At 70.5% G+C, this 11,606-nt stretch carries 10 protein-coding genes; all 10 read right to left on the bottom strand.

All coding sequences use genetic code 11. From position 1 onward, the window contains the following. Nucleotides 1–5 precede the first annotated feature (5 nt). A complete protein-coding gene (gene nuoL, locus BLU82_RS00410; protein ID WP_157741430.1) occupies nt 6–1,877 on the bottom strand; it encodes an NADH-quinone oxidoreductase subunit L in 1,872 nt (623 codons plus the stop codon). Between the two features lie 103 nt (nt 1,878–1,980). Continuing rightward, entirely contained in the window at nt 1,981–2,280 is a 300-nt protein-coding gene (gene nuoK / locus BLU82_RS00405; RefSeq protein ID WP_069114883.1) for an NADH-quinone oxidoreductase subunit NuoK, read from the bottom strand. Further along, nucleotides 2,277–3,101 carry an NADH-quinone oxidoreductase subunit J gene (locus BLU82_RS00400; protein ID WP_092614180.1) on the bottom strand — a complete coding sequence of 275 codons (825 nt, stop codon included), beginning with the start codon at nt 3,099–3,101 and terminating at the stop codon, nt 2,277–2,279. The genes nuoK and BLU82_RS00400 overlap by 4 nt, the downstream gene beginning before the upstream one ends. Further along, nucleotides 3,101–3,652, bottom strand: coding sequence for an NADH-quinone oxidoreductase subunit NuoI (gene nuoI / locus BLU82_RS00395; RefSeq protein ID WP_092614178.1), 552 nt, complete (start codon nt 3,650–3,652; stop codon nt 3,101–3,103). The genes BLU82_RS00400 and nuoI overlap by 1 nt, the downstream gene beginning before the upstream one ends. Further along, nucleotides 3,621–4,928 carry an NADH-quinone oxidoreductase subunit NuoH gene (nuoH, locus tag BLU82_RS00390; RefSeq protein WP_092625231.1) on the bottom strand — a complete coding sequence of 436 codons (1,308 nt, stop codon included), beginning with the start codon at nt 4,926–4,928 and terminating at the stop codon, nt 3,621–3,623. Before nuoH ends, nuoI begins: the two co-directional genes overlap by 32 nt. Nucleotides 4,929–4,933: 5 nt before the next feature. Continuing rightward, a complete protein-coding gene (locus BLU82_RS00385) occupies nt 4,934–7,390 on the bottom strand; it encodes an NADH-quinone oxidoreductase subunit G (protein ID WP_092614176.1) in 2,457 nt (818 codons plus the stop codon). Further along, the gene (gene nuoF, locus BLU82_RS00380; protein ID WP_092614174.1) at nt 7,390–8,700 is read right to left on the bottom strand and encodes an NADH-quinone oxidoreductase subunit NuoF; all 1,311 of its coding nucleotides are present in this window, start codon (nt 8,698–8,700) and stop codon (nt 7,390–7,392) included. The genes BLU82_RS00385 and nuoF overlap by 1 nt, the downstream gene beginning before the upstream one ends. Continuing rightward, on the bottom strand, nt 8,697–9,401 hold the full coding sequence (gene nuoE, locus BLU82_RS00375) for an NADH-quinone oxidoreductase subunit NuoE (protein WP_092614172.1): 705 nt from the start codon (nt 9,399–9,401) through the stop codon (nt 8,697–8,699). The genes nuoF and nuoE overlap by 4 nt, the downstream gene beginning before the upstream one ends. After that, nucleotides 9,398–10,756, bottom strand: a complete 1,359-nt coding sequence (locus BLU82_RS00370) for an NADH-quinone oxidoreductase subunit D (protein ID WP_092614170.1) — start codon at nt 10,754–10,756, stop codon at nt 9,398–9,400. Before BLU82_RS00370 ends, nuoE begins: the two co-directional genes overlap by 4 nt. Next, nucleotides 10,756–11,586 carry an NADH-quinone oxidoreductase subunit C gene (locus BLU82_RS00365; protein WP_092625229.1) on the bottom strand — a complete coding sequence of 277 codons (831 nt, stop codon included), beginning with the start codon at nt 11,584–11,586 and terminating at the stop codon, nt 10,756–10,758. Before BLU82_RS00365 ends, BLU82_RS00370 begins: the two co-directional genes overlap by 1 nt. Between the last annotated feature and the right edge of the window lie 20 nt (nt 11,587–11,606).

The raw sequence follows: 11,606 nt of genomic DNA, 5'->3' as shown, positions 1-11,606 counted from the left end.
AAAGGTCACGGAAGCCTCACCAACAGCATGGCCAGCACGACGACGCCGACGCCGCCGAGCATCGTCACGGCATAGGAACGGACGAAACCGGTCTGCCAGCGCCGCATGCGGGCCGACAGGCCGCCGACGGCGGTGGCGGTGCCGACCACGGCACCGTCGACGCCGCGGTTCTCGAAGTAGACCAGCGAGCGGGTCAGGTACTGGCCCGGCCGCATGAACACCGCCTCGTTGAACGCGTCGCCGTAGAGGTCGTTGCGGGCGGCGACGGTGATCGCGTTGCCGGCCGGGACGTCCTCGCGGACCGTGCGGCGCCCGTACATCGCCCAGGCGACCGCGACACCGACGACGACGGTGGCCAGCGTGATGGTGATCAGCAGCCAGAGCGGCATCGGGAGGTCGTGGTGCGCCTCACCGGTGACCGGCGCCAGCCAGTCGACGATGCCGGCGCCGAGGTACAGCAGCCCGAACCCGCCGACGACCGACAGCGCGCCGAGCACCCAGAGCGGCCAGGTCATGACCGGCGGCGACTCGTGCGGCGGCTCGGTCTGCTTCCAGCGGCGGTTGCCGAAGAACGTCATGAGCATGAGGCGGGTCATGTAGAACGCGGTGATGCCGGCGCCGATCAGCGTGGCCAGGCCGGTGATCCAGTTGTCCGCGAACGCCGCCTCGATGATCTTGTCCTTGGAGAAGTACCCGGCGAACGGCGGGATGCCGATGATCGCGAGGTAGCCCATGGCGAACGTGAGGAACGTGGCCGGCATGAGGATGCGCAGCCCGCCGTAGCGGCGCATGTTCACCTCGTCGTTCATGCCGTGCATCACCGAGCCGGCGCCGAGGAACATGTTGGCCTTGAAGAAGCCGTGCGTCAGCAGGTGGAAGATCGCGAACGCGTACCCGGCCGGGCCGAGCCCCGCCGCGAGCGTCATGTAGCCGATCTGGCTCATGGTCGAGCCGGCCAGCGCCTTCTTGATGTCGTCCTTGGCGCAACCGATGATCGCACCCATCAGCAGCGTGATCGCGCCGACGACGACGACGGCGGTGCGCGCGTCGGGGGCGAGGTCGTAGATCGCGGCGGACCGGACGATCAGGTAGACGCCGGCGGTCACCATGGTGGCGGCGTGGATCAGCGCCGACACCGGGGTCGGGCCCTCCATCGCGTCGAGCAGCCAGGACTGCAGCGGGAACTGCGCCGACTTGCCGCAGGCGCCGAGCAGCAGGAACAGGCCGATGGCGGTGAGCCAGCCGGTCTCGGCGCCCTCGGCCGAGGCGAACACGACGTCGAAGGCCGTCGAGCCGAAGACGAGGATCATCGACGACATCGCGAGGATCATGCCCATGTCGCCGACGCGGTTGACGACGAACGCCTTCTTGGCCGCGACCGCCGCCGAGTTCTTGTGCTGCCAGAACCCGATCAGCAGGTACGACGCCAGGCCGACGCCCTCCCAGCCGATGAACAGCACCAGGTAGTCCGACGCGAGCACCAGCAGCAGCATCGCCGCGACGAACAGGTTCAGGTAGCCGAAGAACCGGCGCCGGCGCTCGTCGTGCTCCATGTAGCCGATGGAGTAGATGTGGATCAACGACCCGACACCGGTGATCAGCAGCACGAACGAGATCGACAGCTGGTCCAGCAGCAGGCTGACGTCGACGCTGTAGCCGCCGGCGTTGACGTACTCCCAGAGCTGGACGGTGAACGCGCGGCCGTCGGACGGCTCGCCGACCATCGCGAAGAACAGCACCAGGCCCATGACGAACGAGGCGAGCGATGCCGCGCAGCCGATGAGGTGGCCGACCTTGTCGGTGCGCCGCCCGCCGAGCAGCAGGATCGCGGCGCCCAGCAGCGGGAACGCGATCAGCAGCCAGGTCAGGTCGAACACGCCGGTGGCCTCGGCGACCGCCTGGCCGCCGCCGTGCCCGCCCTCGGTGGCGACAGCGGTCGCCAGCGCGCTGAGTGTGGAAGTCACTGGTTCCTCACGCCCGTCAGAGCTTCAGCAGGCTGGCGTCGTCGACCGACGCGGACCTGCGAGTTCGGAAGATCGTCACGATGATCGCCAGCCCGACGACGACCTCGGCCGCCGCCACGACCATGACGAAGAACGCCACGATCTGACCGTCGATGTTGCCGTGCATCCGGGCGAAGGTGACGAACGCCAGGTTGGCCGCGTTGAGCATGAGCTCGACGGACATGAAGGCCACCAGCGCGTTGCGCCGGATGAGCACGCCGGCGGCGCCGATCGAGAACAGGATGATCGACAGCACCAGGTAGTTGGTCGGGTTCATGCGCGCTCACCTCCGGATGCGTCGTCGTCGGTACCGGACTCGCTCACCGGCTCGTCGGCGTCGCCCTCGGCCGCCGCCTCGATGTCGCCCGGCGTCGGATGGTGCCGGAACTCGTCGGTGGAGCGGGCGGCGCCGCGGGCGACCAGCACCCGGTTGACGGAGTCCTCGCTGGGCGTGCCGTCGGGCAGCAGCGCCGGGGTGTCGACGGCGTTGTGCCGCGCGTACACACCGGGGACGGGCAGGCCGGCGGCCTCGCCGGGCGCGCCCTCGCTGAACCGCTTGATCGACAGTTCCTTCTGCGTCGGGCGGGGCTGGGTCCGCTCGCGGTGGGTCAGCGTCATGGCGCCGACGGCGGCGGTGATCAGCAGCGCGGCCACCACCTCGAAGGCCCACACGTAGGTGCCGAAGATCGCGTCGGCGATGGCCGGGACGTTGCCGTCCGGCGTGGCCTGCGCGAGACCGACGGGCTCCTCCGGCAGCGTCGCCCGGATGGTGACCCCGGCCAGCAGCAGCACGACACCGGCGACGGCGAGCGTCGCCGCGACCCGCTGGCCGCGGATGGTCTCGACCCTGGAGTCGGAGGAGTCGATGCCGATCAGCATGATCACGAACAGGAACAGCATCATGATCGCGCCGGTGTAGACGACGATCTGCACGACGCCGAGGAACGGCGCCTCCTGCGCGATGTAGAACAGCGCCAGGGAGATCATCGTGACGGCCAGGCTGAGCGCGCCGTGCACGGCCTTGCGGGAGAAGACCAAGCCGAGCGCACCGAGCACGGCGACCGGCGCCATGATCCAGAACAGGGCTGCCTCGCCCATCACGCCCCCTCACCGCTGGAGCGGCCGAGGCCCGCGCCGAGGTAGTAGTCGCGCTCGTCGTCGCCGAGCCGCATCGGGTGCGGCGGCTCCTCCATGCCCGGCAGCAGCGGCGCGAGCAGGTCCTTCTTCTCGTAGATGAGGCTCTCGCGGGTGTGGTCGGCCAGCTCGTACTCGTTGGTCATCGTCAGCGCGCGGGTCGGGCACGCCTCGATGCACAGCCCGCAGAGGATGCAGCGCAGGTAGTTGATCTGGTAGACGCGGCCGTACCGCTCGCCCGGCGAGAAGCGCTCGTCCTCGGTGTTGGAGGCGCCCTCGACGTAGATGGCGTCGGCCGGGCAGGCCCACGCGCACAGCTCACAGCCGACGCACTTCTCCAGCCCGTCGGGGTGCCGGTTGAGCTGGTGCCGACCGTGGAAGCGCGGCGCCACCGGATGCGGCTGCTCCGGGTACTGCTCGGTGACCGGCTTGCGGAACATGGTCCGGAACGTGACTCCGAAACCCGCCACCGGGTCGAGGAACTTAGGCACGACTGCTCTCCTCGGTACGGTCATCAGTCTGAGTGGTGGCCGCGGGGATGCGCGCCGCCACGAACTCCTGGCCCGGCATCGGCGGCACCGGGTGTCCGCCGGCGAACGCGTCGAACTCCGGCGGCTCGGCCGGCTCCGCCTCGGCCGGCACCTTCTTCTCCGGGATCAGCAGGCTGCCGATCAGCAGCACCGCCACGGCGATACCGCCGTACAGGAGGATCTGGTTGCGCTCGACGCCCTCGTTGAACGCCAGCCGCATGCCGGCCACCGCGACGATCCAGACCAGCGAGATCGGCAGCAGCACCTTCCAGCAGAAGTGCATGAACTGGTCGTACCTGAGCCGTGGCAGCGTGCCGCGCAGCCAGATGAAGATGAAGATCAGCAGGATGACCTTGCCGAGGAACCACAGCAGCGGCCACCAGCCGGTGTTGAACATGCCGTCGTTGATCGCCGAGAGCGGCCACGGCGCCCGCCAGCCGCCCAGGAACAGCGTCGTGGCGATGGCCGAGACGTTGACCATGTTGAAGTACTCGGCCTGGAAGAACATCGCGTACTTGAACGACGAGTACTCGGTGCCCCAGCCGGCCACCAGCTCGCCCTCGGCCTCGGGGAGGTCGAACGGCGCCCGGTTCGTCTCGCCCACCATCGAGATGAGGTAGATGAGGAACGACGGCAGCAGGATGATGCCGTACCAGAGCCGCTCCTGCTCCTCGACGATGCCCGACGTCGACATGGTGCCGGCGAACAGGAAGACGCCGACGAACGACAGCCCCATGACCAGCTCGTACGAGATGACCTGGGCGGTCGAGCGCAGGCCGCCGAGCAGCGGGTAGGTCGAGCCGCTGGACCAGCCGGCCAGCATCAGGCCGTAGACGCCGACGGACGCGATGGCCAGCGTGAACAGCACCGCGACCGGGAGGTCGGTGAGCTGCAGCCGGGTCTCGTGCCCGAAGATCGAGACCTCCGGGCCCATCGGGATGACCGCGAGGATCAGGAACGACGGCACCAGCGCCACGATCGGCGCGAGGACGTAGACGACCTTGTCGGCCGCCTTCGGGATGATGTCCTCCTTGAACATCAGCTTGGTGCCGTCGGCGAGGCTCTGCAGCCAGCCGCCCGGGCCGGTGCGGTTCGGGCCGAGGCGGTGCTGCATGCGCGCCACGACCTTGCGCTCGAAGACGATGTTGAACAGCGTCAGCAGGATCAGCAGCACGAAGATCGCCACGACCTTGATGGCGATGATCCACCACGGGTCGTTCCCGAAGCCGGGGACCTCGTTGGCGGTCGTCTCAGCGGCGATCGCGATCACGACTCGGTACCTCCACCCGCGAGCTTGACGACCTGACCGGCGCCGGCGCCCAGCAACTGGTGCAGCGTCGAACCGTTCGAGTTCTCCGGCAGCCAGACCACGCGGTCGGGCATGTCCGTCACCCGCACCGGGACGCTGACCTGGCCGGTCCCCGTCCGGACGGTGAGCCATTCGCCGTCGGCGACGCCCACCTCGGCGGCGGTGCCGGCGGAGATGCGCGCTTCGGCCTTCTTCGCCGTCGCCGCCAGGTGCGGCTCGCCGTCCTGCAGCCGGCCGCCGTCGAGCAGGAGCTTCCAGCTGGCCAGCACCGCCTCACGCTCGCCGGGCCGCGGCGGGCCGGCGGGCGGGGTGTCGGTGGACTCCAGCCGGGCGCCGTCCCAGACGCCCAGCTCGGCGATCTCGGCACGGACGTCGTCGACGTCGCGCAGCCCGAGCCGGAGGCCCAGCTCGTCGGCGATGGCGTCGAGCACGGCGGCGTCGCTGAGCGACGGCGTCTGCGCGAGCACCGCGGGGAACGGCCGGGCCCGGCCCTCCCAGTTGAGGAACGTGCCGGCCTTCTCGACCGGCGGCGCCACCGGCAGCACGACGTCGGCGAGCTCGGTGACCTCGCTGTGCCGCACCTCGAGGCTGACGACGAAGCCGGCGGCCTCGAGGGCCCGCTTCGCCGCGCCCGGGTCGGGGAGGTCGGCCAGCTCGACGCCGGCCACCAGCGCACCGGCCAGCACACCGCTGGACAGCGCGGACAGGATGCCGGTGGTGTCGCGGCCGGGCAGCGACGGCAGCGTGTCGACGGACCAGGCGGCGGCGACGTCGACCCGAGCCTCCGGGTCGGCGACCGGCCGGCCGCCGGGCAGCAGCGTCGGCAGCGCGCCGGCCTCCAGCGCGCCGCGCTCGCCGGCCCGCCGCGGCACCCAGGCCAGCCGGGCGCCGGTGACGGTGGCGACGCGGGCGGCCGCGGACAGCGCGCCCGGGATCGTCGCCAGCCGGGAGCCGACCAGGATGACGGCGCCCTTCTCGCGCAGCGCCTCGCCCAGGTAGGCGACGCGGTCGTCGCCGAGTGTGACGGCGTTGAGGATCTCCGGCTCGGTGCCCGGCGCGGCCGGCAGCAGCGTGCCGCCGGTCTTCGTCAGGCCGCGGGTCGCGAACGGCGCGATGGCGTGGACCTGCGTGCCGTTCTTCCGGTTGGCCTTGCGCAGCCGCAGGAACAGCGCGCCGGCCTCCTCCTCGGGCTCCAGCCCGACCAGCAGCACCGCCGGCGCCTTCTCGACGTCGGTGAAGGTGACGCCCAGCCCGGACCCGGCGATCGAGGCCAGGAAGCCGGCCTCCTCGGCCGAGTGCGGCCGGGACCGGAAGTCGACGTCGTTGGTGTCCAGCGCCACCCGCGCGAACTTCGCGTACGCGTAGGCGTCCTCGTGCGTCAGCCGGCCGCCGGTCAGGACGCCGACGCCGCCGGCGTCGCGCGACCGGGCCAGGCCCTGCGACGCGAGGGTCAGCGCCTCGGGCCACGATGCCGCGACCAGCTCACCGGTCTCCTCGTCGCGGACCAGCGGGTGCGTGATGCGGTCGTCGAGCGTGGGCCAGCGGAACGCGAAGCGGTCCTTGTCGGTGATCCACTCCTCGTTCACCTCGGGGTCGTCGCCGGCCAGCCGGCGCATGACCGCGCCGCGGCGGTGGTCGACCCGGATCGCGCTGCCGCAGGCGTCGTGCTCGGCGACGGACGGGACGGACACCAGGTCGAACGGGCGGGACCGGAACCGGTAGGCCGCCGACGTCAGCGCGCCGACCGGGCAGATCTGGATGGTGTTGCCGGAGAAGTAGCTCTCGAACGGCTCCTTCTCGTAGATGCCGACCTGCTGCAGCGAGCCGCGTTCGAGCAGCTCGATGAACGGGTCGCCGGCGATCTCCTTGGAGAACCGGGTGCACCGGGCGCACAGCACGCAGCGCTCGCGGTCGAGCAGCACCTGCGCGGAGATGTTGATGGGCTTCGGGTAGGTCCGCTTCTTGCCCTCGTAGCGGGAGTCGCCGCGGCCGTTGCTCATCGCCTGGTTCTGCAGCGGGCACTCGCCGCCCTTGTCGCAGACCGGGCAGTCGAGCGGGTGGTTGATCAGCAGGAACTCCATGATCCCCTGCTGCGCCTTGTCGGCGACCGGCGAGGAGAACTGGGTGTTGATCACCATGCCCGGAGCAACGGTGAGCGTGCAGGACGCCTGAGGCTTGGGCATGCCGCGGCCGTTGCCCATGTCGGGCACCTCGACCATGCACTGGCGGCAGGCGCCGACGGGCTCGAGCAGCGGGTGGTCGCAGAACCGCGGGATCTGGATGCCGATGAGCTCGGCAGCGCGGATGACCAGCGTGCCCTCGGGCACGCTCACCTCGAAGCCGTCGATGGTGACCGTCACCAGGTTCGGCTGCGGCTCCACGGTGTCGGACGTGGAGTTGGTCGTCACGGTCATCAGGCCTTGGCCCCCAGTTCCTGCGCGAACAGCGTCGAGGCGGCCGGGTCGAACGGGCAGCCGCCGTGCTCGAAGTGCGCGATGTACTCGTCGCGGAAGTGCTGGATGGTCGAGACCACCGGTGCCACCCCGCCGTCGGCGAGCGCGCAGAACGAGCGGCCAGCGATGTTATCGCTCATGTCCAGCAGCTTGTCCAGATCGGCCTCGGTGCCGTCGCCCTTCTCCAGGCGTTCGAGGATCTGCACCATCCACCAGAAGCCCTCGCGGCAGGGCGTGCACTTGCCGCAGGACTCGTGCTTGTAGAACTCGATCCACCGCTCGGTGGCGCGCACCACGCAGGTGGTGTCGTCGAAGATCTGCAGCGCCCGGGTGCCCAGCAGCGAGCCGGCGCCGGCCATGCCCTCGAAGTCGAGCGGGATGTCGAGGTGCTCGGCGGTGAGGACCGGCGTGGACGAGCCGCCCGGCGTCCAGAACTTCAGCTCGTGACCGGCCCGGATGCCGCCGGCCATGTCGAGCAGCTCGCGCAGCGTGATGCCCAGCGGCGCCTCGTACTGGCCGGGCTTCGTGACGTGCCCCGACAGCGAGAAGATGCCGTAGCCGGGCGACTTCTCGCTGCCCATGCCGCGGAACCACTCGGCGCCGCCGGAGATGATCGACGGCACCGACGCGATGGTCTCGACGTTGTTGATGACGGTCGGCGACGCGTACAGGCCGGCCACCGCCGGGAACGGCGGCTTGAGCCGCGGCTGGCCGCGCCGGCCCTCCAGCGAGTCGAGCAGCGCGGTCTCCTCGCCGCAGATGTACGCGCCGGCGCCGGCGTGCACGACGACGTCGAGGTCGAACCCGGAGCCGAGGATGTCCTGGCCCAGGTAGCCGGCCTCGTACGCCTCGGCGACGGCGTTCAGCACCCGGCGGAACACGTGCAGCACCTCGCCGCGCACGTAGATGAACGCGTGCTTGGCGCCGATGGCGTAGGACGTGATGATGACGCCCTCGACCAGCACGTGCGGGTCGGCCATCATCAGCGGGATGTCCTTGCAGGTGCCCGGCTCGGACTCGTCGGCGTTCACCACGAGGTACGTGGGCTTGGGCGAGTCCTTCGGGATGAAGCTCCACTTCATCCCGGTCGGGAACCCGGCGCCGCCGCGGCCGCGCAGACCGGAGTCCTTGACGATCTCGACGATGTCCTCGGGCTTGCGCTGCAGCGCGCGGCGCAGCGCCTTGTAGCCGCCGGCCTTCTCGTAGTTGCGCCGGGTGAAGGCGTCGGACTGGTCCCAGCGGGCGGTGAGGACAGGGGTGAGCGTCGTCACTTGGTGCTACCTCCCAGCTCGCGCTGGCCGCCCTCGGGCGCCGTCCAGCCGTTCTCGTGCGCCAGCTCCAGCCCCACGAGCGAGGCCGGACCGGCAGCGACGCCGTCGGTCGCGAGGTCGTCGGGGAACCCGGCCAGAACCCGCTCGGCCTGCTTCCAGGAGCAGATGCGCGGGCCGCGGGTGGAGCGGACCTCCTCGCCGGCGCGCAGCCGGTCGACCAGCTCGCGCGCGGACTGCGGCGTCTGGTTGTCCATGAACTCCCAGTTGACCATCATCACCGGCGCGTAGTCGCAGGCCGCGTTGCACTCGACCCGCTCGAGCGAGACCTTGCCGTCGTCGGTGGTCTCGTCGTGCCCGACGCCGAGGTACTCGGAGAGGTCGTCCCAGATCGCGTCACCGCCCATGACGGCGCACAGCGTGTTCGTGCAGACGCCGACGTGGTACTCGCCGACCGGGCGGCGCTTGTACATGGTGTAGAACGTGGCGACCGCGGCCACCTCGGCCTCGGTGATGTCGAGCACCTCGGCGCACAGCTCGATGCCCTCGGGGGTGACGTACCCCTGGTGCGCCTGCACGAGGTGCAGCATCGGCAGCAGCGCGGAGCGCGGCTCCGGGTAGCGGGCGATGATCTCGGCCATCTCCGCCCGGACGGTGTCGTCGAGCGCTCCGGTCGCGGCCGGTGTGTCGTTCACGTCGGTCATCGGTCACATCCACCCATCACCGGGTCGATGCTCGCGACGGACACGATGACGTCGGCCACCATGGAACCCTCGCACATCGCCGGTACGGCCTGCAGGTTGTTGAAGGACGGGTCACGGAAATGCACGCGCCACGGCCGCGTGCCGCCGTCGGACACCACGTGCGCGCCGAGTTCGCCGCGCGGGCTCTCGATCGGCATGTACACCTCGCCGGCCGGGACGCGGAAGCCCTCGGTGACCAGCTTGAAGTGGTGGATCAGCGCCTCCATCGACTCACCCATGATGTGCCGGATGTGGTCGAGGGAGTTGCCCATGCCGTCGCTGCCGATGGCCAGCTGCGCCGGCCAGGCGATCTTCTTGTCGCCGACCATGACCGGGCCCGGCTCCAGCCGGTCCAGGCACTGCTCGACGATCTTCAGCGACTGCTTCATCTCCTCGACCCGGATGCGGAAGCGCCCGTAGGAGTCGGCGGTGTCCCAGGTGGCCACCTCGAAGTCGTACGTCTCGTAGCCGCAGTAAGGCTGCGACTTGCGCAGGTCCCAGGGCAGGCCGGTGGAGCGCAGCACGGGGCCGGTGATGCCCAGCGCCATGCAGCCGGCGAGGTCGAGGTACCCGACGCCGACGGTGCGGCCCTTGAAGATCGGGTTCTCGTTGCAGAGTGCCTCGTACTGGCCGATGTGGCTCCACATCCAGCGCAGGTACTCGCGGACGCTCTCGACCGCACCGGGCGGGAGGTCCTGCGCGACGCCGCCGGGGCGGATGTACGCGCTGTTCATCCGCAGGCCGGTGATCAGCTCGAACAGGTCCAGCGTGCGCTCGCGCTCGCGGAACCCCGCCGTCATGACGGTGAGCGCGCCCATCTCCATGCCACCGGTCGCGAGACAGACCAGGTGCGACGAGATGCGGTTGAGCTCCATCATCATGACGCGGATGACGTTGGCGCGGTCGGGGATGTCGTCGGTGATGCCGAGCAGCTTCTCGACGCCCAGCACGTACGCGGCCTCGTTGAAGAACGGGGACAGGTAGTCCATGCGGGTCACGAACGTGACCCCCTGGGTCCACGTCCGGTACTCCATGTTCTTCTCGATGCCGGTGTGCAGGTAGCCGATGCCGCAGCGGGCCTCGGTGACGGTCTCGCCGTCCAGCTCGAGGATGAGCCGGAGCACGCCGTGCGTCGACGGGTGCTGCGGGCCCATGTTGACGACGATGCGCTCTTCGCCCGCGGCGGCCGCGCCCACCACGTCGGCCCAGTCCTCGCCGGTGACGGTGTAGACCGGACCCTCGGTGGTCTCGCGGACGCCCGCGTACGGGTCGTCGGTGTCGCCGGACGGCGTGAAGGTGACGTCCTGCTGGCTCATCAGTTGTACGCCCTCCGCTCGTCCGGCGGCGCGATGGTCGCGCCCTTGTACTCCACGGGGATGCCTCCGAGCGGGTAGTCCTTGCGCTGCGGGTGCCCCGGCCAGTCGTCCGGCATCTGGATGCGGGTCAGCGCCGGGTGGCCGTCGAAGTGGATCCCGAAGAAGTCGTACGTCTCGCGCTCGTGCCAGTTGGCCGACGGGTACGTGTGGACGATCGACGGGACGTGCGGGTCGGTCTCGGGGCAGGTGACCTCGAGGTTGACCCGGCGGTTGTGCGTGATCGAGAGCAGCTGGATGTGGACGTGCAGCTCGCGGCCGGTCTCCTCCGGGTAGTGCACGCCGTTGACGCCCATGCACATCTCGAACCGGAGCAAGGGGTCGTCGCGGAACGTCCGGGCGACGTCGGCCAGCTTCTCGCGCTTGACGAAGAACGTGACCTGGCCGCGGTCGACTAGCACCTTCTCGAACACGTCGGCGTCGGTGCTGCCGGCCTCGGCCAGAGCGGCGGTGACGTCGTCGCCGAGCGCCTCCAGCTCCTCCGGCCACGGCCGCGGGGTCGAGCCGCCGCGCACCGGGTTGGTGTCGCGGACCACCAGCCGGCCGTAGCCGGAGGTGTCGCCGCTGCCGCCGTAGGCGCCGAACATGCCGCGCCGGGACGGGTGCTCCGGCGGGAGGGCCGGGCCCTCGGGCTCGGCCGGGAGGGCCTCGTCTTCGGGCTCCGCCTCGTCGGACGGCGCCTCGGCCGCCTTCTGGTCCTCGGTCGGGCTGGACTCGGCGCGGGTCTCCGCGGCCTCCGCGACGTCGTCGGGGTGCTGCGTTCCGCTGGTCATGCCCTGCGCGTCGTCCGCGC

It is taken from the genome of Jiangella sp. DSM 45060 (genome assembly GCF_900105175.1).
In the GTDB taxonomy this organism is placed as follows: Bacteria; Actinomycetota; Actinomycetes; order Jiangellales; family Jiangellaceae; genus Jiangella.
The sequence above is the reverse complement of the archived record's forward strand: the minus strand, read 5'-3'. Positions and strand labels throughout refer to the sequence as shown.

What these genes read in the sequence shown, in the direction of transcription:
- nuoK (WP_069114883.1), bottom strand. Translation starts at nt 2,280, where the DNA reads ATGAACCCGACCAACTACCTGGTGCTGTCGATCATCCTGTTCTCGATC.
- BLU82_RS00400 (WP_092614180.1), bottom strand. Translation starts at nt 3,101, where the DNA reads ATGGGCGAGGCAGCCCTGTTCTGGATCATGGCGCCGGTCGCCGTGCTC.
- nuoI (WP_092614178.1), bottom strand. Translation starts at nt 3,652, where the DNA reads ATGACCGTACCGAGGAGAGCAGTCGTGCCTAAGTTCCTCGACCCGGTG.
- BLU82_RS00385 (WP_092614176.1), bottom strand. Translation starts at nt 7,390, where the DNA reads ATGACCGTGACGACCAACTCCACGTCCGACACCGTGGAGCCGCAGCCG.
- nuoE (WP_092614172.1), bottom strand. Translation starts at nt 9,401, where the DNA reads ATGACCGACGTGAACGACACACCGGCCGCGACCGGAGCGCTCGACGAC.
- BLU82_RS00370 (WP_092614170.1), bottom strand. Translation starts at nt 10,756, where the DNA reads ATGAGCCAGCAGGACGTCACCTTCACGCCGTCCGGCGACACCGACGAC.
- BLU82_RS00365 (WP_092625229.1), bottom strand. Translation starts at nt 11,586, where the DNA reads ATGACCAGCGGAACGCAGCACCCCGACGACGTCGCGGAGGCCGCGGAG.